This is a genomic window from Microbacterium sp. CFBP9034 (assembly GCF_034045255.1).
Lineage (GTDB): Bacteria > Actinomycetota > Actinomycetes > Actinomycetales > Microbacteriaceae > Microbacterium.
In genome coordinates this window covers 748,011-769,960 of sequence record NZ_JAXCWC010000002.1, presented here as the reverse complement: position 1 = coordinate 769,960, position 21,950 = coordinate 748,011, and the positions used below count along the sequence as shown (strand labels likewise).

Sequence of the window (21,950 nt, the reverse complement as noted above, 5' to 3'; positions counted from 1 at the left end):
ATTATGAGAGCCTTCTCACTCATATATCGGTCGAGTCGAACAATTGGAGCGTCACCCACTAACGGGGGTGGTGACTCTCGGAGTCCAGAAGTACATTTCGTGACAGACTCGCCGGACCTCCGGCGCCCCTCCAGCCCGCAAAGGAGCGTGCTCAATGAGCAGCCAGATCGACCACCTGCTGACCGAGGATCGCCGGTTCTCCCCCTCTGAGGAATTCGCTGCGAACGCCGTGGCGAACCGGGACCTGTATGCCCGTGCGGCAGCCGACCCCGAGGGTTTCTGGGCCGATCAGGCGCGTGAACTGCACTGGCACACGCCCTTCACCGAAGTCCTCGACTGGACCAACCCGCCCTTCGCCCAGTGGTTCGCCGACGGCGAGCTGAACGTGGCGTACAACTGCCTCGACCGCCACGTCGAAGCGGGCAACGGCGAGCGCGTGGCGCTGCTGTGGGAGGGCGAGCCCGGGGACGACCGCCGCGTCACCTACGCCGAGCTGACCGCCGAGGTCAAGCGCCTCGCGAACGTCCTCGAAGGTCTCGGCATCGGCCAGGGCGACCGGGTCGCGATCTACATGCCGATGGTCCCCGAGGCCATCGCGGCGATGCTCGCGGTGGCGCGCATCGGCGCGATCCACTCCGTCGTCTTCGGCGGCTTCTCGGCCGACAGCCTTCGAGCACGCATCGACGACGCGGGCGCGAAGCTCGTGATCACCGCCGACGGCGGCTACCGCAAGGGGAAGGTGTCGCCGCTCAAGCCCGCGGTCGACCTCGCCCTCGGCGACCGCGGTGCGGGGCTGCAGGAGACCGTCGAGCACGTCCTCGTCGTGCGACGCGGCGAGAACGAGGTCGAGTGGACGCCGGGGCGCGACCTCTGGTGGCACGAGGTGGTGCCGGCGGCGTCGGCGGACCATGAGGCGCGCGCGTTCCCGTCGGAGAACCCGCTCTTCATCCTCTACACCTCGGGCACCACCGGGAAGCCGAAGGGGATCCTGCACACCTCGGGCGGCTACCTGACGCAGGCCGCCTTCACCAACAAGGTCGTGCACGACATCCACCCCGAGTCCGACGTGTTCTGGTGCACGGCCGACATCGGCTGGGTCACCGGCCACACCTACGTCGCCTACGGCCCGCTCGCGAACGGCGCCACGCAGGTCCTCTACGAAGGCACCCCCGACACCCCGCACCCGGGCCGCTGGTGGGAACTCGTGCAGAAGTACGGCGTCACGATCCTCTACACGGCGCCCACTGCGATCCGCTCGTTCATGAAGCTGGGCCGGGCGATCCCGAAGAGGTTCGACCTGTCGTCGCTGCGGCTCCTCGGCTCGGTCGGAGAGCCGATCAACCCCGAGGCGTGGATGTGGTACCGCAAGATCATCGGCGGGAAGACGGCCCCGATCGTCGACACGTGGTGGCAGACGGAGACCGGCGCCATCATGATCTCGGCGCTGCCCGGGGTGACCGAGACCAAGCCCGGCTCCGCCCAGGTGCCGCTGCCCGGCGTGTCGGTGGACGTCGTGGATGAGGACGGCAGCCACGTGGGCAACGGCAATGGCGGGCTCCTCGTCGTCACGCAGCCGTGGCCCAGCATGCTGCGCGGCATCTGGGGCGACCCGGACCGGTACGTCGAGACCTACTGGGAGAAGTTCCGCACTCAGGGCTACTACTTCGCCGGGGACGGCGCACGGCTCGACGACGACGGCGACGTCTGGCTCCTCGGCCGCGTGGACGACGTGATGAACGTGTCGGGCCACCGGCTCTCGACGACCGAGATCGAATCGGCGCTGGTCGGCAACGAGGCGGTGGCCGAAGCGGCCGTCGTCGGGGCATCCGACGAGACGACCGGGCAGGCCGTCGTCGCCTTCGTCATCATCAAGCAGTCCTACCTCGACGCGCACTCCCCCGACGGCCTGGCCCAGACGCTCCGGCGGTGGGTCGGCGAGCAGATCGGGCCGATCGCCCGTCCCCGTGACGTCTACATCGTGGGCGAGCTGCCCAAGACGCGCTCCGGCAAGATCATGCGGCGGCTGCTCCGAGATGTCGCGGAAGGCCGCGAGGTCGGCGACACCACCACGCTCGCCGACACGGCCGTGATGAGCGTGATCTCCGCCCAGGTGAGGTGATGCACGAGCGGCGGCGCGAGCTCGCCCGGAAGGCCCTTGAGGGCTACCCGGAGGGCCCCGCCGCCGCACTCGTCGGACGGACCGCGCCGGAGGGTCTCGACGACCAGCGCGCGATCGTGCTGGTGGAGGGCGTGAGCGACCAGATCGCCCTCGAGGCGGTCGCGCGGCGCCTCGGCCGCGACCTGCCTGCGTCGCGGGTCGCGGTCGTGCCGACCGGCGGCGCGCACGGGACGGCACGGATGCTGCGCACCCTGACCGCTCGGCCACCACACGCCGTCCTGAGCGGGGTCTACGACGTCGCCGAGACCGACGTGGTGCGTTCCGCGCTGCTCGGCGTGGGCCTGATCGAGCCGGGCGGTCCGCTCGAGGAGGCCGGGTTCTTCGCGTGCGAGGACGACCTCGAGGACGAGCTCATCCGCGCCCTCGGACCCGAAGCGGTCGAACGCTGCCTGACCGAGCAGGGCGACATCGCCTCGTTCCGCACGCTGCAGAAGCAGGTGGAGTGGCGCGAGCGCGATGTCCGGGCGCAGCTGCGCCGGTGGTGTCCAGCGGCGCACGACGGAAGCTCCGCTACGCCCGCGTGCTCGTCGAGGCGACTCCCCTCGAGCGGCTGCCCCGGCCCCTCGTCGCGGCGCTCGCGCGCAGCGATGCGGCCTAGGCGTCAGGCGTAGGAGAAGACGACCTCGACCTCGACCGGCGAGTCGAGCGGCAGCACCGGCACGCCGACAGCCGAGCGGGCATGCGTCCCCGCCTCGCCGAAGATCTCGCCGAGCACGTCGCTCGCGCCGTTGATGACACCGGGCTGACCGGTGAACTCGGGAACGGATGCCACGAATCCGACGACCTTGACCACTCCGGTCAGCCGGTCCACTCCGCCGACCGCGGCAGCGGCGGCCGCGATCGCGTTCAGCGCGCTCTGACGGGCGTAGGACTTCGCGTCCGATGCGGGGACCAGCCCGTCGCCCTCGCCGACCTTTCCGGTCGCGGGCAGGGCGCCCGCGATCATGGGCAGCTGCCCGGCGGTGTAGACGAGGTCGCCGTGCGCCTTCGCCGGCACGTACGCGGCGACCGGGGGCACGACGTCGGGCAGCGAGATGCCGAGTTCTGCGAGGCGGGAAGTGTTGCTCACCGGAGTCACGCCCCCTCGAACTGCTTGGCGGCCTGGGCCGCGGCATCCAGTCCCGCGTTCGCGTCGCCCCCGCCGGTCGGGCGCTTGAGGTAGGCGACGAGTCCGCCCTCGGGGCCCGGCACCACCTGAACCAGCTCCCAGCCCTGCTTGCCCCAGTTGTTGAGGATTGCAGCGGTGTTGTGGATCAGCAGGGGCGTGGTGAGATACTCCCACGTCGTCATCGAGGCTCCTCGGGTCGTGCGGAATCAGGCGTGCAGAGACTGGGAAACACCCCGGTGGGGGCACGTCCGTCAGGGATTCGCCCAGGTAATTCCCTTACGATCAACCCTATGCCTGATAAGAATCGCACGGCCAGCGGTGTGCTCGGCGGTCTCGCCGGCCTCGTCGGTCTGAGCGCCGTGGCGGGCGTCCTCGTAGCCGCCACCGTCACCCCCGCGATCGCCGTTTCCGGTGCCGCGGCGACGAGCGCGATCACGATGTTCGACAATCTGCCCAGCGTGCTCGAGATCGACAAGCTGATGCTCCCGACCACTCTGTGGGTGAAGAACGCCCCCACCGACGAAGAGTACGTCGAGATGACGCAGTTCTACGACCAGAACCGCTCTCCCGTCGAGTACAACGAGATCGCGCCGGTCATGTACGACGCGATCCTCTCGAGCGAGGACCCCCGCTACTACCAGCACGGTGGGGTCGACCTCATCGGAACCACGCGCGCCGTGCTGTCCAACCTGCGCGGCGGTGGCGAGACCCAGGGCGGATCGACGATCAGCCAGCAGTACGTGAAGAACATCCTCGTCCAGCGCTGCGAGGCAAAGGCGCAGACCGAGGAGGAGAAGCTCGACTGCTGGACTCAGGCCACCACGGCCGTCGGCGACGAGGGCATCGAGCGCAAGCTCCAGGAGATGCGCTACGCCATCGCCCTCGAGCAGAAGTACGACAAGGAGACGATCCTTCTCGGCTATCTGAACATCGCGAACTTCGGCGGCACGACCTACGGCATCGACGCCGCAGCCAAGTACTACTTCGGCGTCTCCGCCAAGGATCTCAACCTCGCGCAGGCCGCCACCCTCGCCGGCATCGTGCAGAACCCGAACTCGTACCGCATCGACAAGACCGACGGATCGTGGAGCGACGCCGACGGCGTCACCTACAACAAGGCCGCCGACCAGTCGGTCGAGGACGTCAATCCGAAGCAGATCCAGGCGCTGACCTCATTGCTCGACGCGGGCACGATCACGCAGGAGCAGTACGTCGCGGCCGCCGATGCCTACAGTTCGACCAAGGGCCGGCAGCTGTATGTGCTGAGCCGGCTGCTGGATGACAAGAAGATCACGCAGGAGCAGTACGACGCCGCCGTCCTCCAGCCGATCACTCCCAACATCACCCGCCCGAAGGCCGGATGTGCGGGAGCCGTCGGGCTCGAGTACTTCTGCCAGTACGTGCGCTACGTCATCGAACGCGATCCCGCCTTCGGCGCGACGCCGGAAGAGCGCACCGAGACGCTGCGCCGCGGTGGCCTGAACATCTACACCACGGTCGACCTGCGGATGCAGTACGAAGCGCAGACGACGATGAACGAAGTGGCGCCCACCTCGGTCCCCGGCGGCAGGTTCGGTGCCGCGGCCGTGAGCATCGAGGCCACGACGGGTCGCATCCTCGCGATCGCCCAGAACACCAAGTTCAGCGAGTCGATCACGGACGACCCCAACTACTCCTCGATCGTCTACGCGGGCAATCGCCAGTTCGGCCAGTCCGACGGCTTCAACGCCGGGTCGACCTTCAAGCTCTTCACGCTGGTGGACTGGCTCGAGAAGGGGCACTCGGTCAACGAGGTCGTCAACGGGCGTGATCGCATCATCAAGGAGTACCCGGACTCCTGCTACAACAACCCCGCGTACTACAACACGACCTACTCGCCGAAGAACTTCAACAACCAGAGCGGCTTCGTCGGCACGCCGATGCAGTTCACCAAGCAGTCGCTCAACACCGGCTTCATGGGCATGGCATCCCTTCTCGACCTCTGCAACATCGGCAAGGCCGCCACGAAGATGGGCGTCACCCTCGGAACGGGCGAGGAGATCGTGATGATCGGCCCCAACCAGGTGATCGGGTCCGACGCGGTGTCGCCGCTGGCCATGGCCGGCGCCTACGCCACCGTCGCGAACAACGGCATCTACTGCCAGCCTCAGGCGATCGATCGCGTGACCGACTCGGACGGCAACGAGATCAAGAAGCCCGATCGCACGTGCAAGCCGGTGCTCGACCCGGCGGTCGCGGCCACGGCCGCCTATGCGCTCGCCGGCGTCATGAACGGCGGCACGGGTCAGCCCGGCAATCCCAACGACGGCACGCCGCTCCTCGGCAAGACCGGCACCCACGAAGAGACCCAGACCTGGATGATCGAGTCGAGCACGACCGTGACCACGGCCGCCTGGGTGGGCAACGCCGACGGCGCGATCACCCTGCGAAACGCCTGGCACAACGGCCGCGCGCTGAACACGCTGCGCTACGCGCTGGCCTACGACATCCAGAAGTTCGCGAATCAGCTGTATCCCGGCGGGCAGTTCCCCGCTCCCGACAGCAACCTGTCGCGCCAGGTGTTCACCGACCTCCCCGACGTCGTCGGCAAGTCCGTCGAGGAGGCCACGACGATCCTGAGCAATGCCGGGTTCGAGGTGATCGTCGGCGCGCCCGTCGACTCCGACCAGCCGACCGGAATCGTGGCGGCGCAGAGTCCCCAAGCGGGCAAGGTGGCGGGCGGGACGCCCATCACCATCAGCCCGAGCAACGGGCAGGGCCTCACAGTGCCCGACGTGTCAGGCCGCTCACTCGATCGCGCCATCTCGGAGCTTCGGCAGGCAGGGTTCGGCAATGTGCAGCCCGGCACCTGCAACGAGAGCAAGGGCGCCGACCGGCGCGGGGAGGCGACGGCCACACAGCCCGCCGCGGGAACGGTCACCAACCGCAACACCGCGATCACCGTCGACTACGCCGCGCCCGATTGCGGGAACGGCGGAGGCAACGACGGCGGTGACGACGACTAGTGCCGTTCAGCTCTTCGCGGGCCGCCCTCACCTCGCTCGGCGTGGTGGGGGCGGTCGGCGCGGCGGCCGCCGTCTGGGGCATCGGCATCGAGCGGTACCTCTTCACGGTGCGCCGTCACCAGCTGCCGATCCTTCCGCGGGGCTCCGGCCCGCTGCGCATCCTGCACCTCTCCGACGCCCACATGGCACCGTGGCAGCACCGCAAGCAGCAGTGGATCGCCGCGCTCGCCGAACTCGAACCCGATCTGATCGTCAACACGGGCGACAACATGGGCCACGCGGACGGGCTGCGCGGACTTCGCAGCGCCTTCGACCCGCTCCGCGGCATCCCGGGCGTCTTCGTCCACGGGTCGAACGACCACACCGCGCCGTCCCCCCGGAATCCGATCAAGTACTTCATGGGTCCGTCGCACAGCGTCCACACGGCCGAGCCGCTCGACACCGAGGCGCTCGACCGCTACTTCACGGATGAGCTGGGCTGGCTCGACCTGAACAACGCCGTCGGCTCCGTGCAGGCCGCGGGCCTGCGGGTCGACACGTTCGGCGTGAGCGACGCGCATCGCGGCTGGGACCGGCTCGAGGTGCTGCCCGATCTCGTCGAGGATCTGCGCGACGGCGGCGCAGCCTCCGTGACCCTCGGAGTGACGCACGCCCCGTACCGCCGAGTGCTCGACGAGTTCACGGACCTGGGTGCAGACGCCATCCTCGGCGGCCACACGCACGGCGGTCAGGTGCGGATCCCTGGCGTGGGCGCGCTGGTCGCGAACTGCGACATCCCGCTGCGCCAGGCGCGCGGGCTCAGCGAGTGGAGGCGCGGGGCACGGACGGTGCCGCTCAACGTCAGCGCCGGCCTCGGCCACTCCATCTACGCTCCCGTGCGATTCGCGTGCCGGCCCGAGGCATCCGTCCTCACTCTCACCGCCGCTCCCTGAGCTCCGGACGTCTCGGCGACTCCTCCCCAGCGGGCGTCTGCGGCGGACATCCTCACCGCGTGGGCTCCGAACGTTCCGCAATCCGCCGCAGCGGTGAGGATCGAGGCGTCTTGCACGAAACGGAGCCGCCATGCACCCGACGACCGAAGGCCGTCCCCTCACCGCCCGCCTCGCCGCGATCGTCCTCGCTGTCGCCCTCCTCGCGGCCGCGATAGTCCTCCCCGCCTCACCCGCCCACGCGGCTTCACAGGGGTCGGGATTCGGGGCGTGGGCGCCGGTGTCCACGTACGGATGGCACGGCTCGAAGCTCGTCGGCGGCGTGCACACGTACTGCATCCTCCCCGGGGCATCCGCCCCCACTGGTCCGAGCACCGACAACGGCACGCGCTCCGCGGTGCTCGGGTTGAGTCCGCAGCAGCTCACCGGAATCAACCTCCTCGTCACGAAGTACGGGCAGACATCCGACCCGGCGCAGGCGGCGGCCGTCGCGTGGGCGGTCAAGGCGATCGCCGATCGGGATGCCGCGCTCCATCACTACGGCTACCACGGCGACTCGCTGGCCGGGGCGATCAACTGGACGTTCTCGGCCCTCGCTCCTCAGCACAACGCCACCGTGCAGCGTCTGGCGGTCGCCTACTACGACGAGGCGACGCGCACGCCTGCCGCGAAGCCTCCCGGCGGCCAGCTCGTCTTCACGACAGACGCGGCCGACCACCGTCTCGGCACCGTCACTGCCAAGGTCTCGCCGGCCGACGCGACAGGCTCGATCACCCTCGAAGGGGCGGTCTTCGTGAACGGCGGGGGCGCGACACTCCGCCACGCGAAGGCAGGCGTCGCCTACGCGATCCGCACGACACCCGGCTCCCCCGGCCGGCCGCACACGGTGACGGGCGCAGGGCGCTTCACCGATCCCAGACCGGCAGCGGTCCGTCACTTCACCACGCCGGGCGGGCAGGACACCGCAGGACCGGCCGCACCCGTGCCGTTCGCCGTGACCGGTGCGGATGCCGCGCCCCGCGTCGCGCCGTTCCTCCCATCGATCTCCACCCGCGTCGAGGCCCGGTACTCTGCGGGCGGGCCGTTCGTCGACGCCGTCACGATCGAGGTGGACGCGGGCGAGTGGCCGCGGACGAAGACAGGCGGGTACGTCCCCCTCGCAGCCTCCGCGACGGTGTACCGCACCGACGAGGAACCCGTCACGACTGCCGCAGTCCCGTCCGAGGCGGTCGTCGCAGGGACCCTGGAGCTGGTCACCGACCCCGTTGCCGGCCCGGAAGCCCCGTACCGAGTGACGTCGGAATGGACCGCCGACGAGCCGGGCTTCTACACCGCGGTGTGGACCATTCGCGCGGACGGCCAGCCGGCATCCGAGGCGCTTCGGATGCCCGCGGGGTATGCCTGGACCGAGGACTTCGGCGTCGAGAGCCAGGTGACGATGGTGACCGCGATCTCGTCTCGGGCCGAGCGGTTCGTCCCCGCAGGGCAGACGGCGAGCGACACGGTCCTCATCGACGGACCGATGCCGCGCGACGGGCTCGATGTGTCGTCGTCGCTCTATCGCGGAAGCCCCGACACCCCGGCGTCCGAGGCATGTGTAGCCGACGCCCTGGTGTGGACCTCTCCGACGCTCCACGTGCCGGGTCGTGGCGAGGTGACGGTGACCGCGCCCGCCGTCACCGAGCCCGGCACCTACTACTGGCAGGAGACGGCCACCGACGACGCCGGTGCCGTCGTGCACGTGGGCACCTGCGGCGTGGAAGCCGAGACGACCGAGGTGGTGCCCGCTGCGGCGCCATCCCCGACCCCGTCCGCGCCAGAGCCCGCCGCACCCGAGCCCACGGCGGCCGCCGCCCCCGAGGCACCGCAGCCCCCGGGGCCCTCCCGGCGCGTGCCGGATCTCGCGGCGACGGGCCTGGCCGCCGACGGCACGCGCACGATCGCGGCGGCAGGAGTCGTTCTCCTCACGCTCGGAGCGTCGCTGTTCACTTTTCCTCGCCGTGGGCGGTTCGGAGCACGGCCGCGGATCGGCTAGACTCGGAGGGTTGCAAAACGGGGTGTGGCGCAGCTTGGTAGCGCGCGTCGTTCGGGACGACGAGGCCGCAGGTTCAAATCCTGTCACCCCGACAGCAGAGAGGCTCCGCCGAGAGGCGGGGCCTTTCGTGTATCGGAGAAGACCCTGAGGAGAACACGATCGTGACCGACCGCACCACTCCCCGTCTCGTGGCATTCGATCTCGACGACACCCTCGCCCCGTCCAAGAGCGCGATCGATCCGAGGATCGGCGATCTCCTGGTCGCTCTCGCCGACCGCGTGGAGGTCGCCATCATCTCGGGGGGACAGCTCGCGCAGTTCACGGCCCAGGTGGTCGACAGGCTTCCGGATGCCTCTCCCGAGGCGCTCTCGCACCTGCACCTGCTCCCGACCTGCGGCACGCAGTACTACCGGCTGTCGCCCGACGGCATCGTCACGGTCTACGCCCATTCGCTGACCGACGATCAGAAGTCGCGGGCCCTCGCGGCCGTCGAGGGCGAGGCGCGGCGACTGGGGCTGTGGGAGTCGGAGACCTGGGGCGACATCCTCGAAGACCGCGGCTCGCAGATCACGTTCTCGGCGCTCGGCCAGCGGGCGCCGCTCGACGCCAAGACGGCGTGGGACCCGACCGGCGAGAAGAAGAGCTCGCTTCGCGCGGCGGTCGCCGAGCTCATCCCCGACCTCGAGGTGCGCTCCGGCGGATCCACCTCGGTCGACATCACGCACGAGGGGATCGACAAGGCCTACGGCATGCGCCAGCTCGCCGAGCAGACCGGCATCCCGCTCGACGACATGCTCTTCGTGGGCGACCGGCTCGACCCCGACGGCAACGACTATCCCGTCCTGGCGATGGGGGTCGCGTGCCACGCGGTCGAGGGCTGGGAAGACACCGCGGTCTATCTCGAGCAGCTCATCCCGACACTGCCCGAGCGCGTCTGACCGCGATCAGCTCTTTGCGGTCGAGCGGGCGCGAGGCGCCCGGACCGAGGTGGGCTGCCCCACCGGCACCAGCCGCTGGAGTTGGGTCACGTGCCCGGGCTCGAGCTCGGCGAGCGTCGAGACGCCCAGCAGCTTCATCGTGCGCTCGATCTCGTCGCGGAGGATCGCGATCGTGCGGTCGACGCCCTGCCGGCCGCCGGCCATCAGGCCGTACAGGTAGGCGCGCCCGATGAGGGTGAACTTCGCGCCGAGGGCGATCGAGGCCACGATGTCGGCGCCGTTCATGATGCCGGTGTCGATCATGACGGTGGCGTCCGGGCCCACGGCCTTCACGACCTTCGGCAGCAGGTGGAACGGGATCGGCGCGCGATCGAGCTGGCGCCCGCCGTGGTTGGACAGGATGATGCCGTCCACTCCGGCGTCGATCAGGCGCACCGAGTCCTCGACGTTCTGGACGCCCTTGACGACGATCTTCCCCGGCCAGATGTCGCGGATGACGGCCAGATCCTCGTAGCTGATGGTCGGGTCCATCGCCGCGTTGAGCAGCTCTCCGACAGTGCCCCCGGTGGTCGACAGCGAGGCGAACTCCAGCTTGGGGGTGGTGAGGAAGTCGTACCACCACCACGGCCGCGGGATGGCGTTGATGATCGTGCCGAGGGTGAGCTGGGGCGGGATGGAGAATCCGTTGCGCTTGTCACGCAGACGCGCACCGGCGACCGGCGTGTCGACGGTGAACTGCAGCGTGTCGAAGCCCGCCTCTGCCGCGCGGCGCGCGAGCGCGTAGGAGATCTCCCGGTCCCGCATGACATACAGCTGGAACCAGTTGCGGCCGTTCGGGTTTGCGGCTTTCACGCCCTCGATCGACGTGGTGCCGAGCGTCGACAGGGTGAACGGGATGCCGGCGGCTCCGGCCGCGGACGCTCCGGCGACCTCGCCCTCGGTCTGCATGAGTCGCGTGAACCCGGTCGGGGCGATGCCGAAGGGCAGCGCGCTCGGGCCGCCCAGGATCTCGACCGACGTGTCCACGTCGGGAGCGGGCCGCAGCACGCCGGGGTGGAACTCGATGTCTTCGAACGCCTGGCGCGCGCGCGACAGCGAGAGCTCGCCCTCGGCGGCGCCGTCGGTGTAATCGAAGGCCGCCTTGGGCGTGCGCCGCTTGGCGATCGCCCGCAGGTCGGAGATCGTCAGCGCGGCGTCGAGCCGGCGCTTCCTGCCGTCGAGCTCGGGCTTCTTGAACTGCATGAGCTCGAGGAGCTCTGCGGGCTTGGGGAGCTGGCGCTGGACCATCGTCGTTCGTCTCTCTGTCGGTCGGTTCATCCCGGGCGGAGCCGGGTCAGTCGTGGGAGCGGGCGAGCCCCGCCTGGGCGTAGTAGCCGGTGATGTGGTCGTGGATGAGGGTGCGCGCGCGCTCGGCGTCGCCGGCGTCGACGGCGTCGAGGATCGACCGGTGCTCCCGGCGCAGTCGCGCCGCTGCGGCATCCCAGTCGGCGATGCCCTCGGCACCGGCCTGCACGTAGGACTCGATCGCCGTGCGCAGCCCCGCCATCATGGCGGCGATGACGACATTGCCGGATGCCTCGGCCAGGGCGAGGTGCAGTTGGGCGTCGAGCGACAGGAACTCCGCGGGGGTGAGGTCGGCGGCGTCCATGGCGTCGACGACGCTGCGGGCGTCACCCGTGTCCCGATCAGGATCGCTCGCCAGCGCGTCGATGACCGCCGACTCCAGCACCAGGCGAGTGCGCACGACGTCATCGAGGGGGAAGCCCTGCGCGGCCACCTGGAGCCGCAGCAGCGCTGACATCCCGCCCCGCGGGGTGGCGATGATGATCGCGCCCGAGGTCGGGCCCGATCCTGTGCCGGTGCGGATGAGCCCCATGACCTCGAGGACTCGGAGCGCCTCGCGCACGCTCGATCGTCCGACACCGAGCGTCGAGGCGAGTTCGCGCTCGGGAGGAAGGCGATCGCCGGGACGCAGCCGACCGTCGAGCAGGTCGGTCTCTATCCGCTCCAGCACGAGCTGCCATGCACGGGCCTCGGGCATTCCACCTCCTATGGTCTGACCACATTAGCGTGTGGTCCGACCACATGCAACCACTAGCCTGAGCGCATGGATCCCCTCCTCCTCGTCATCCTCGTCGCGAGCATCACCTGTGCGTTCTGCTGGATCGCCTCGCTCATCACCAAAGACACGTCGTGGGTCGACCGCCTGTGGTCGATCGTGCCGGTGGTCTACGTCTGGATCTTCGCGATCGCGGCCATCAGCGCCGGCGACGACGCGATGCGCCTCATCGTCATGGCTGTGCTGGTCACCGCGTGGGGCGCGCGCCTCACGTACAACTTCGCCCGCAAGGGCGGCTACACCGGCATGGAGGACTACCGCTGGGCCGTGCTGCGCGGCCGCATGAAGCCGTGGCAGTTCCAGCTGTTCAACGTGTTCTTCATCGTGCTGTACCAGAACGCCCTGCTGGTGCTCATCACGCTCCCCGCATACATCGCGTGGCAGCATCCGGTGCCCTTCGGCGGGTGGGATGCCGTGTTCGCCGCGCTGTTCGCCGCGTTCCTCATCGGCGAGCTGGTGGCCGACCAGCAGCAGTGGGACTTCCACCGTGCGAAGCAGGCCGCGGGCGGGAAGCTGGAACCGGGCTTCGTGACCACGGGCCTCTTCGCATACAGCCGGCACCCCAACTTCTTCTTCGAGCAGGCGCAGTGGTGGGCCTTCTACGGCATCGGGGCGACTGCCGCCGTGGCCGCCGGTCTCGGAGCGTGGGGCGGCGCGATCAACTGGACGATCGTGGGCGCGGCGCTGCTGACCCTTCTCTTCATCGGATCGACCATCTTCACCGAGTCGATCACGGCCTCCAAGTACCCCGCCTACGCCGCGTACCAGCGCTCCACGTCGATGCTCGTGCCGCTCCCCCGCCGCCGGCGTGCGGGGGCGGTCACGACGGCCTGACGCCGGTCAGTCCCCGGCGTAGCCGTTCGGGTTGCGGGACTGCCAGTTCCACGAGTCCCGGGCCGCGTCGTCGATCGTGCGCGCCGCGGTCCAGCCGAGGTCCCGCTGCGCCTTGGAGGGATCGCAGTAGCTCGCCGCGACGTCGCCGGCACGGCGGGGCAGGATCTGCCGGGGCAGCTCACGCCCGGCCGCCCGCTCGAACGCGGCGATGAGCTCGAGCACGCTCACCGGCACCCCGGTGCCCAGGTTGAAGACGTCGTAGCCGGGTCCGGCGTGCTCCAGGGCGGCGACGTGGCCTGCGGCGAGGTCGACGACATGGATGTAGTCGCGCTGCCCGGTGCCGTCGGGGGTGTCGTAGTCGTCGCCGAAGATCCCCACCCTGTCGAGCGAGCCGACGGCCACGCGGGCGACGTACGGCATCAGATTGTTGGGCGTGCCGGTGGGGTCCTCGCCGATCAGGCCGCTCTCGTGGGCCCCGACCGGGTTGAAGTAGCGCAGGCTCACGGCCTGCAGCTGCGCATCGGCGGTCGCGGCATCCCGCAGGATCTCCTCGATGATGCGCTTCGTCTTGCCGTACGGGTTCGCCAGATCGATGCCGGTCCGGGACTCCTCCGACAGCGGAAGGTGCTCGGGGTCGCCGTACACCGTGGCGGAGCTCGAGAACACGATGGTGCGGATGCCCTCGGTCTTCATGACCTTGAGCAGCACGATGGCCGCGCCGAGGTTGACGTCGTAATAGCGCACCGGCTCGGCGACCGACTCCCCCACGGCCTTCAGGCCCGCGAAGTTGATGACCGCGTCGACGGGGGCGTGGGTGCGCACGAATGCGGCCACCGCCTCCTCGTCCCGCACGTCCGCGATCAGGAGGGGAACATCGGCGCCGGTGATCTGCTCGACCCGGGCGATCGCCTGCGCGCTGGAGTTCGACAGATCATCGACCACCAGCACGTCGTGCCCGGCCTCGATGAGGGCGACGGCGGTGTGGGCTCCGATGTAGCCGGCGCCGCCGGCAAGCAGGACTCGCATGGAACCAGCCTAGGGCCGTCGGCACGGGCCGCCCGCGACGGCGTCATCCCAGGCGGCCGCCCGACTCTCGCAGATAGCACTCCGCGCACAGGGACTCGTAGGTGACCCGCACCGTCGACATCTCGTCGATCGCGACCTGATCGCCCTCGAAGACGAATCGTCCTCCGACGAGCCGGGCGTTGAAGAGCGCCTTGCGACCGCAGCGGCAGATGGTCTTGAGCTCTTCGAGGCTGTGGGCCAGCTCGAGCAGCCGGCGGGAGCCCGGGAACGCCCGCGTCTGGAAGTCGGTGCGGATGCCGTAGGCCAGCACCGGCACGCCGTCGAGCACGACGATCCGCAGCAGGTCGTCGACCTGATCCCGTGTGAGGAACTGCGCCTCGTCGATCATGAGGCAGGCGACATCCGGCGCCGCTCCGGTGGCGGTCGTCTCAGGGATGAGGGCGTCCTCGGCGCGGGTACGCACCCGCGCGCGGTGCTCAGCGAACAGCGTGCGAAGGTCGGCGTCGGGGGTGATGAGGAAGTCGACGGTCCGTCTGACCCCCAGGCGGCTGTCGATCTGATCGGCGCCCTTGGTGTCGATCTCCGGCTTGGCCAGCAGCACGTGCTGCCCGCGCTCCTCATAGTTGAAGGCGGCCTGCAGCAGCGACGTCGACTTTCCCGAGTTCATCGCGCCGTAGCGGAAGTACAGTTTTGCCACGTGCCGAGCGTAGTGCGCGGATCAGCGCCCGCCGAACCCGCCGCCTCCACCGCCCCCGCCTGAGAACCCGCCGCCCGACGAACCCCCCGAGGACGACCAGCTCGAGCCGGACGAACTGCTCGAGCTCGAGCGCCCCGTCGACACCGGAGTCGCCGCGAGCCGGCCGATCGACCGCGAGGCGTCCGAGAGCGAGTGCGAGGTCACCGCGTCGAAGAGCGACACCCGGGTGACGGATGCCTCCCCCACCCCGGCGGCGCGGATCACGTCCACCCACTCCCGCTCCATGCCGAACAGCACCGCGTACGGGAGGAGCCTCTCGTACAGGTTCACGACGTCGGCCCCCGGCGCATTCGGCTCGTCTCCGAACGGCCTGACCCCGGCACTGACGAGGTCGGCCGTGCGCGGCGACTGCGCCGCCCGGAGGCGCTCCTCCTCGGCCAGCCGGAGGTACTCGCGGATGCCGTCGAGATAGGTCCTGTGCATGCCGCCGGCGCGCGTGAGGACCGAGGCCGGGAGGCTGATGAACGGCAGCACGAACCCGGCGAAGAATCCGCTGAAGATCGCCGCGATATAGATCGGGCCGGCCAGAGGGCCGAGGTCGGACATCCCGGCGAAGGCCGAGTCGCCGAAGAAGATCAGCACGAAGGCCAGCACGATGCCGCCGAACTGGAAGAGTCCGCGAACGGCGGTGATCCAGTGCGGGAGCGCGCTGCGGTAGCCGCGCTGCATCGTGAAGGCGTCGATCCGGCGCACATAGGTGACCGCGCGGCTCGGGGGCTTGCGGGCGAACGCCCCGAGGTCGATGTCGGCGCCGGGACCGGCATCCTTCCCGAAAAGCGTGTCGATGACGCGACGGTCGTCATGTCCCAGACCGGCTCGGTCCCGCAGCACCACCTCGAAGTCGTCGGCATCATCGCGCGCCCCGGACGCGCGGATCTCGACCTTGTCACGCACCGCGAGGTCGACCACGTGCGCCGCCAGAGCGCGACCGGGCACATCCAGCACGCCCGCGGAGAGCGTGATGGACTCATCGGGCGGCGGGCTGTACTGCACGATCACCGGCGCGTCGTCGGGATTGCGCCGAGCGAACGCCCGCACGATCAGCAGGAAGACGAGGCCTCCGACTCCGGCGAGCAGTGCGAGCCCCGGCAGGATCCACTCCCACCACGGGTACGGCGGTGGAGGCGGAGGCGTCTGCGCGGCGAACGTGCCCTGGGCGAAGCCGATCGCGACGGTGACGTTCTCGTCCGGACCGATGTCACCGTCGCCCGCGGTGAAGGAGACTGCGGCGGACGCGGCATCCGTCACCCCCACGCTCCCCGCCCAGGCCACCACGTCCTGCGGCCATTCGGTGTCGGCGGTGGGACCGTCGATCGTGCACCGCTCGGTCGATCCGGAGGGACCGGTGTAGCAGTGCGCGCGGCCGGGAAGGAGACCGGATGCCGCGTCCCCCGCCACGTGCACCTGCGCGATCACCTCGGCGAACGGCTGCGCGTGGTCGACGCCGACGGTGTCCCAGTAGAACTCGTCGGCGTCGGAGTCCTCATAGCGGAGCACCACGTCGTGCATCGCGTACGTGATGACGTAGGTCTGGACTCCCTGCACGTACGAATCGTCGCCGGTGAGGACGTAGAGCCACTCGCCATCGGTCTCGGTCCACCAGTTGATCGAGGCGCCGTCGGCGCCGGTCACCGCGCGGACATAGGTGCCGAGGTCGATGCCGCTGTCGACGAGAGGCAGGGCGCGCACCAGGCCCTTGTTCTGATCGAACTCGGGGAACCGCGCCACGATCGTCTCAGTCGTCAGGAGGTTGCTCACGCCGTTCGGCCCGCGCACCAGCCAGTAGTCGGCGTCGAACGAGTCGAACGTGAAATCGTCCACGTCCCTCGAAGCAGCAGCCGCCGGTGAGGCGATCGTCGGTGCGGCGATCGCGCCGAGAGTCAGGACGACGATCGCGACCATGGCCCGTCGCGTGAGCCATCCCCAGAGCCGCATGCCCCCACCCTAGGGGCGAGGGGCGGCTAGGCCGTGAGGGCGAGAGTCGTCGCCGTCTCGCTCAGCACCTCGTCGGCGGCCTCGGGACGCGCGTTGAGCGTCTCGCCGTAGCTCGGGATCAGCTCGCGCAGGCGCGGCTCCCAGCCGTCGATCTGCTCGGGGAAGCAGGTCTTCAGCAGCCCGAGCATGATCGACACGGCCGTGGAGGCGCCCGGTGAGGCGCCGAGAAGGCCCGCGATGGTGCCGTCGGCCCCGGTGACGACCTCGGTGCCGAACTGCAGGACACCGCCCTTCTCCGGATCCTTCTTCATCACCTGGGCGCGCTGGCCGGCCTGGATGAGCTCCCAGTCCTCGTCCTTCGCCGTCGGGACGAACGTGCGCAGGCTGTCGACCTTCTTGCCGTGGTTCTTGAGCAGCTCGCCCACGAGGTAGGTGATGAGCGAGGGGTTGTCCCACGCGACCTTGAGCATCGGCCCGAGGTTGCCGGGGCGCACCTGGGCGACGATGTCGAGCAGCGAGCCGTTCTTGAGGAACTTCGGGCTGAACGTGGCGAACGGGCCGAAGAGCAGGGACGCCTCGCCGTCGACGACACGCGTGTCGAGGTGCGGCACCGACATGGGGGGTGCGCCGACCGAGGCCTGCGAGTAGACCTTCGCCTGGTGCTGGGCGACGAGCGCGGGGTTCGTCGTCTTGAGGAACTGCCCGCCGATCGGGAAGACGCCGTACCCCGAGATCTCGGGGATGCCCGAGCGCTGCAGCAGCTTCAGCGCCCAGCCGCCCGCGCCGACGAACACGAACCTGGCACGGACCTCACCGGGGGTGCGGCCGATCGAGCGCCGGTACCTCACCCGCCAGGTGCCGTCGTCCAACCGCTTCAGGCGGCGCACCTCGGTGTTGGTGCGCACGTCCGCCCCGTTCGCGGCGAGGTTGGCGAAGAGCTGGTGGGTCAGCGCGCCGAAGTCGACGTCGGTGCCGGCAGGCACGCGGGTCGCGGCGAACGGCTCGCCCTTGCGGCGCTTCTGCATGAGCAGCGGCGCCCACGTGTTGATGACGCGCGAGTCCTCGCTGTACTCGATCCCCGCGAAGAGGGGCTGCGTGCGCAGCGCCTCGTAGCGCTTCTTGAGGAATGCGACATCCTTCTCGCCGCGGACGAAGGTCATGTGCGGCGCGGAGTTGATGAACGTCGACGGGGCGTCCAGGACGCCCTCGTCGACGAGCTTGGACCAGAACTGCCTGCTCTGCTGGAACTGCTCGTTGATCGAGATCGCCTTCGAGGGATCGACGGAGCCGTCCTTCGCCTCGGGCGTGTAGTTCAGCTCGCAGAGCGCCGCGTGACCCGTGCCGGCGTTGTTCCAGGCGTTCGAGCTTTCGAGGGCGACGTCGTGGAGTCGCTCGAAGACCGCGATCTTCCAGGTCGGCTGCAGCTGCTGCAGCAACGTCCCGAGCGTCGCGCTCATGATGCCGCCGCCGATCAGCAGGACGTCGACCGTTCCCTCGGGGAGGTCGCTGGCGTCGGGGCTGGGCAGGGCGTCGTCGGGCGTTTCGGTCACCCGACAAGTCTAGGCGCGCGGGAAAGGAGCCCAGACCGGGAGCGCCCGCCGACCGCGAAAGTCCGCGAGTTCTTGCCGGCCCGGCAACCCGTCAGGCGCTGACGCCCAGGTTCGCCGCGACGACTTCGGCGATCTGCACGGCGTTGAGGGCCGCACCCTTGCGCAGGTTGTCGTTCGAGATGAAGAGCACCAGGCCCTTGCCCTCGGGCGCGGACTGGTCGGCGCGGATGCGGCCGACGTAGCTCGGGTCGTTGCCGGCGGCCTGCAGCGGCGTCGGCACCTCTTCGAGTGCGACACCGGGTGCCGAAGCGAGCAGGTCGCGGGCGCGCGCCGGCGTGATGTCGCGGGCGAACTCGACGTTGATCGAGAGGGAGTGACCGGTGAACACCGGCACGCGAACGCACGTGCCCGCGACACGGAGGTCGGGCAGCTCGAGGATCTTCCGGCTCTCGTTGCGGAGCTTCTTCTCTTCGTCGGTCTCGTTGAGGCCGTCGTCGACGAGGTTGCCGGCCAGCGGGATGACGTCGAACGCGATGGGAGCGACGTACTTCTCGGGCTCGGGGAAGTCCACGGCCGAGCCGTCGTGCACGAGGTCGAGTGTGCGGCCCTGGGCGAGAACTCCCTCGACCTGGCCGAGCAGCTCCTGCGCGCCGGAGAGGCCGGAGCCGCTCACGGCCTGGTACGTGCTCACGATCAGTCGCTCGAGGCCTGCCTCGGTGTCGAGCACCTTGAGCACCGGCATCGCGGCCATCGTGGTGCAGTTGGGGTTGGCGACGATCCCCTTCTTCGCCTCGGCGATGGCGTGCGGGTTGACCTCGCTCACCACGAGGGGGACATCGGGGTCCATGCGCCAGGCGCTCGAGTTGTCGATGACGAGGGCGCCCGCCTCGGCGAAGCGCGGTGCGTGCGCACGGCTGCCGGTCGCGCCCGCAGAGAACAGGGCGATGTCGATGCCGGCGGGGTCGGCGGTCTCGATGTCTTCGACGATGACCGTCGCGCCCGCGAACTCGACGGCCGTGCCGGCCGAGCGGGCGGTCGCGAACAGGCGCAGCTCCCTGATCGGGAAGTTGCGTTCCGCGAGGATCTCGCGCATGACGGTCCCCACCTGGCCGGTGGCGCCGACGACGGCGACGGAGAGTCCTGAATCGGAGAGGCGGGTCATGACAAGATCCTAACTTCGGTCAGCAGGTCAGCGGCCGGTGCCGGCATGGACGACGGCGTCATCGTCGCCGTCGAGGCCGTACGCGGTGTGTACGACACGGGCGGCCTCGGCGAGGTCGTCGCCCTTCACCACCACGGAGATGCGGATCTCGGACGTCGAGATCATCTCGATGTTGATGCCGGAGACGCTCAGCGCCTCGAAGAGGGTGGCCGAGACGCCCGAGTGGGTGCGCATTCCGGCCCCGACGACGGAGAGCTTGCCGATCTGGTCGTCGTGGACGAGGCTCTCGAAGCCGATCTCGGCCTGATCGCCGGCGAGAGCCTTGAGCGCGGTCGCGGCGTCGGTTTTGGGCAGCGTGAACGAGATGTCGGTGCGACCCGTCGACGCCGCCGAGACGTTCTGCACGATCATGTCGACGTTGGCGCCCGACTTGGCGACCACCTTGAAGATCTCGGCGGCCTTGCCCGGCACGTCGGGGACGCCGATGACGGTGACCTTCGCCTGGCTGAGGTCGGTCGCGACTCCGGCGACGATCGGCTCTTCCATGTCTGCTCCCTTTTGACTGTCGGGCAGCTTCATGCCCGGGCCCAGCACGTACGTTCCGACGCTCGAGCTGAACGTCGAGCGCGCGTGGATCAGCACACCGTGGCGCCGGGCGTACTCGACGGCGCGGATGTACAGCACCTTGGCGCCGTTCGCGGAGAGCTCGAGCATCTCCTCGCTCGTGACGATGCCGAGCTTGCGAGCCTTGGGCACGACCCGCGGATCGGCCGTGTACACGCCGTCGACGTCGCTGTAGATCTCGCAGGCGTCCGCCTGGAGCGCGGCGGCGAGGGCGACGGCCGTCGTGTCGGTGCCGCCGCGGCCGAGCGTCGTGATGTCGCGGGTGTCGCGGTTGAAGCCCTGGAATCCCGCGACGATGACGATCGCGCCCTCGTCGAGCGCCTCGCGCAGGCGGATCGGGGTGACGTCGACGATGCGGGCGGCGCCGTGCGTGGCATCCGTGATCATGCCGGCCTGGCTGCCGGTGAAGGAGCGCGCCTCGAAGCCCATGGAGTGGATCGCCATCGCGAGCAGCGCCATCGAGATGCGCTCCCCGCTCGAGAGGAGCATGTCGAGCTCGCGCGGGGCGGGGATGGGGGCGACCTGCGACGCGAGATCGAGCAGCTCGTCGGTCGTGTCGCCCATCGCGCTCACCGCGACCACGACATCGTGCCCGGCACGACGCGCATCGACGATCCGCTTCGCCACGCGCTTGATGCTCACCGCGTCGGCGACGGACGATCCGCCGTACTTCTGGACGATCAGCGCCACGTTCGAACTCCCGGAGATGCCGCCCTGCGGCAGACCTGTCTCACGGACGCGATCGGATGCCGCGCCCGAGGATCCATCTTACGGACGTGGTCATTCCGGCCCCGCCATGTGACGGGTCTCGCTCAGCCGGGGGCGACCGGCGTGAGCTCGCCGTCGACCTGGCGCGGGCGGATCGTGCCGCCGGTCGCGGCGAGCCAGCACCCGAAGATGACCAGCGGGAACCCGATCAGCAGCCCGAGGGTGATCTCCTCGCCGAGGATGAGGGTGCCGAGCACGATCGCGACCACCGGATTGACGTAGGTGAAGAGCGGTGCGCGCACCGGTCCGACTCGCGCGATGAGGGCGAAGAACACGATGAAGGCGACCGCGGTGCACACCACCCCAAGGGCGACGAGGGCCAACGTGCCGTCGAGCGTGGGCACCTCGTGCTGGGTGAGCAGACCGATCGGCAGGTAGAAGAGCCCGACGGCGACGAGGGCGATCGTGATCGTTCCCAGCGAAGGGACGTCCTGCAGCTTGCGCGCGATGATGAAGGGTGCGATCGCATAGAGGAGCGCGACGAGGAGCACCTCACCGATCGCGATCAGGCCTCCCCCGCCCTCGACGGCGAGTCCGGGACCCAGGACCACCACCGCGACGCCGATGAACCCCACGAACAGACCGATCGCCCGCGAGGGACGCAGCACGGAGCGGTCGCCACCGCCGAGGGCGATCACGGCGGCGAACAGGGGCACCGTCGCCACGAGCAGCCCGGTCAGCCCCGAGGGAAGAGTCTGCTCGGCGTGACCGAGGAGCAGGAACGGACCGGCCATCTCGATCGCGCCGAAGGCGAGGACCCATCCGATCTTGGCGAACGCGGGTCGGAGCGCCTTCTGCCGCAGGGCGAACGGCAGCAGGACGAGCGCACCGATGAGCGTGCGGCCGGCCACGACGGCGGCAGGCGAGTACGAGTCGACCGCGACCTTGATGAACAGGTACGGGATGCCCCATACCACCGCCATGATCGCGAACAGCAGCCACGCCCGGGCGTCGAATCTCTGGACGGTGCCGTTCACGTCG

General features: G+C 69.7%; 18 protein-coding genes and 1 tRNA gene. 8 read left to right on the top strand and 11 right to left on the bottom strand.

What is annotated here, in order from left to right; genetic code table 11:
• The first annotated feature begins 154 nt into the window (after window positions 1-154).
• Window positions 155-2,119, top strand: coding sequence for an acetate--CoA ligase (acs, locus tag SOM19_RS14825; protein WP_320487355.1), 1,965 nt, complete (start codon window positions 155-157; stop codon window positions 2,117-2,119).
• Entirely contained in the window at window positions 2,119-2,790 is a 672-nt protein-coding gene (locus SOM19_RS14820) for a TOPRIM nucleotidyl transferase/hydrolase domain-containing protein (protein WP_320487354.1), read from the top strand. Before acs ends, SOM19_RS14820 begins: the two co-directional genes overlap by 1 nt.
• On the opposite strand, the gene SOM19_RS14815 is transcribed toward SOM19_RS14820, so the two are convergent.
• Both SOM19_RS14815 and sp36 read right to left on the bottom strand, forming a co-directional pair.
• Entirely contained in the window at window positions 2,781-3,248 is a 468-nt protein-coding gene (locus SOM19_RS14815; protein ID WP_320487353.1) for a RidA family protein, read from the bottom strand. The two genes, SOM19_RS14820 and SOM19_RS14815, sit on opposite strands and share 10 nt — an antisense overlap.
• Window positions 3,249-3,253: 5 nt before the next feature.
• Complete coding sequence (gene sp36, locus SOM19_RS14810) at window positions 3,254-3,469, bottom strand: Sp36 family protein (RefSeq protein WP_320487352.1); 216 nt, start codon at window positions 3,467-3,469, stop codon at window positions 3,254-3,256.
• A gap of 108 nt (window positions 3,470-3,577) precedes the next feature.
• Here sp36 and SOM19_RS14805 point away from each other — a divergent pair, with 108 nt between their 5' ends.
• From SOM19_RS14805 to SOM19_RS14785, 5 genes are all read left to right on the top strand, one after another.
• Complete coding sequence (locus SOM19_RS14805) at window positions 3,578-6,292, top strand: transglycosylase domain-containing protein (RefSeq protein WP_320487351.1); 2,715 nt, start codon at window positions 3,578-3,580, stop codon at window positions 6,290-6,292.
• The gene (locus SOM19_RS14800) at window positions 6,292-7,224 is read left to right on the top strand and encodes a metallophosphoesterase (RefSeq protein WP_320487350.1); all 933 of its coding nucleotides are present in this window, start codon (window positions 6,292-6,294) and stop codon (window positions 7,222-7,224) included. Before SOM19_RS14805 ends, SOM19_RS14800 begins: the two co-directional genes overlap by 1 nt.
• Before the next feature lie 130 nt (window positions 7,225-7,354).
• On the top strand, window positions 7,355-9,256 hold the full coding sequence (locus SOM19_RS14795) for a hypothetical protein (RefSeq protein WP_320487349.1): 1,902 nt from the start codon (window positions 7,355-7,357) through the stop codon (window positions 9,254-9,256).
• Window positions 9,257-9,274: 18 nt separating this feature from the next.
• A tRNA-Pro gene (locus SOM19_RS14790) sits at window positions 9,275-9,348 on the top strand.
• 69 nt (window positions 9,349-9,417) lie between these two features.
• Complete coding sequence (locus SOM19_RS14785; RefSeq protein ID WP_320487348.1) at window positions 9,418-10,194, top strand: HAD-IIB family hydrolase; 777 nt, start codon at window positions 9,418-9,420, stop codon at window positions 10,192-10,194.
• Between the two features lie 6 nt (window positions 10,195-10,200).
• Here SOM19_RS14785 and SOM19_RS14780 read toward each other — a convergent pair whose 3' ends face one another.
• Window positions 10,201-11,481 carry an alpha-hydroxy acid oxidase gene (locus tag SOM19_RS14780; protein ID WP_320487347.1) on the bottom strand — a complete coding sequence of 427 codons (1,281 nt, stop codon included), beginning with the start codon at window positions 11,479-11,481 and terminating at the stop codon, window positions 10,201-10,203.
• 46 nt (window positions 11,482-11,527) lie between these two features.
• Window positions 11,528-12,235 (bottom strand): FadR/GntR family transcriptional regulator, encoded by a 708-nt coding sequence (locus SOM19_RS14775; RefSeq protein ID WP_320487346.1) that lies wholly within the window; start codon window positions 12,233-12,235, stop codon window positions 11,528-11,530.
• Window positions 12,236-12,301: 66 nt separating this feature from the next.
• On the opposite strand from SOM19_RS14775, the gene SOM19_RS14770 reads away from it, so the two are divergent.
• Window positions 12,302-13,147 (top strand): DUF1295 domain-containing protein, encoded by an 846-nt coding sequence (locus SOM19_RS14770; protein WP_320487345.1) that lies wholly within the window; start codon window positions 12,302-12,304, stop codon window positions 13,145-13,147.
• 6 nt (window positions 13,148-13,153) lie between these two features.
• Here the strand turns inward: SOM19_RS14770 and galE are convergent, their stop codons facing one another.
• The 7 genes from galE to SOM19_RS14735 form a co-directional block, all read right to left on the bottom strand.
• Window positions 13,154-14,173: a UDP-glucose 4-epimerase GalE gene (gene galE / locus SOM19_RS14765; protein ID WP_320487344.1), complete on the bottom strand. Its 1,020-nt coding sequence runs from the start codon at window positions 14,171-14,173 to the stop codon at window positions 13,154-13,156.
• 43 nt (window positions 14,174-14,216) lie between these two features.
• Window positions 14,217-14,870, bottom strand: a complete 654-nt coding sequence (locus SOM19_RS14760; RefSeq protein WP_320487343.1) for a thymidine kinase — start codon at window positions 14,868-14,870, stop codon at window positions 14,217-14,219.
• 21 nt (window positions 14,871-14,891) lie between these two features.
• Window positions 14,892-16,865: a DUF2207 family protein gene (locus SOM19_RS14755; RefSeq protein WP_320487342.1), complete on the bottom strand. Its 1,974-nt coding sequence runs from the start codon at window positions 16,863-16,865 to the stop codon at window positions 14,892-14,894.
• A gap of 26 nt (window positions 16,866-16,891) precedes the next feature.
• The gene (locus tag SOM19_RS14750; protein ID WP_320487749.1) at window positions 16,892-18,391 is read right to left on the bottom strand and encodes a malate:quinone oxidoreductase; all 1,500 of its coding nucleotides are present in this window, start codon (window positions 18,389-18,391) and stop codon (window positions 16,892-16,894) included.
• Between the two features lie 115 nt (window positions 18,392-18,506).
• Window positions 18,507-19,577: an aspartate-semialdehyde dehydrogenase gene (locus tag SOM19_RS14745; protein ID WP_320487341.1), complete on the bottom strand. Its 1,071-nt coding sequence runs from the start codon at window positions 19,575-19,577 to the stop codon at window positions 18,507-18,509.
• Window positions 19,578-19,604: 27 nt separating this feature from the next.
• Window positions 19,605-20,891: an aspartate kinase gene (locus SOM19_RS14740; protein ID WP_320487340.1), complete on the bottom strand. Its 1,287-nt coding sequence runs from the start codon at window positions 20,889-20,891 to the stop codon at window positions 19,605-19,607.
• A 122-nt stretch (window positions 20,892-21,013) separates the two neighbouring features.
• Entirely contained in the window at window positions 21,014-21,946 is a 933-nt protein-coding gene (locus tag SOM19_RS14735) for a DMT family transporter (protein WP_320487339.1), read from the bottom strand.
• Window positions 21,947-21,950 lie beyond the last annotated feature (4 nt).

What these genes read in the sequence shown, in the direction of transcription:
- acs (WP_320487355.1), top strand. Translation starts at nt 155, where the DNA reads ATGAGCAGCCAGATCGACCACCTGCTGACCGAGGATCGCCGGTTCTCC.
- SOM19_RS14820 (WP_320487354.1), top strand. Translation starts at nt 2,119, where the DNA reads ATGCACGAGCGGCGGCGCGAGCTCGCCCGGAAGGCCCTTGAGGGCTAC.
- sp36 (WP_320487352.1), bottom strand. Translation starts at nt 3,469, where the DNA reads ATGACGACGTGGGAGTATCTCACCACGCCCCTGCTGATCCACAACACC.
- SOM19_RS14805 (WP_320487351.1), top strand. Translation starts at nt 3,578, where the DNA reads ATGCCTGATAAGAATCGCACGGCCAGCGGTGTGCTCGGCGGTCTCGCC.
- SOM19_RS14795 (WP_320487349.1), top strand. Translation starts at nt 7,355, where the DNA reads ATGCACCCGACGACCGAAGGCCGTCCCCTCACCGCCCGCCTCGCCGCG.
- SOM19_RS14780 (WP_320487347.1), bottom strand. Translation starts at nt 11,481, where the DNA reads ATGGTCCAGCGCCAGCTCCCCAAGCCCGCAGAGCTCCTCGAGCTCATG.
- SOM19_RS14775 (WP_320487346.1), bottom strand. Translation starts at nt 12,235, where the DNA reads ATGCCCGAGGCCCGTGCATGGCAGCTCGTGCTGGAGCGGATAGAGACC.
- SOM19_RS14770 (WP_320487345.1), top strand. Translation starts at nt 12,302, where the DNA reads ATGGATCCCCTCCTCCTCGTCATCCTCGTCGCGAGCATCACCTGTGCG.
- galE (WP_320487344.1), bottom strand. Translation starts at nt 14,173, where the DNA reads ATGCGAGTCCTGCTTGCCGGCGGCGCCGGCTACATCGGAGCCCACACC.
- SOM19_RS14755 (WP_320487342.1), bottom strand. Translation starts at nt 16,865, where the DNA reads ATGCGGCTCTGGGGATGGCTCACGCGACGGGCCATGGTCGCGATCGTC.
- SOM19_RS14745 (WP_320487341.1), bottom strand. Translation starts at nt 19,577, where the DNA reads ATGACCCGCCTCTCCGATTCAGGACTCTCCGTCGCCGTCGTCGGCGCC.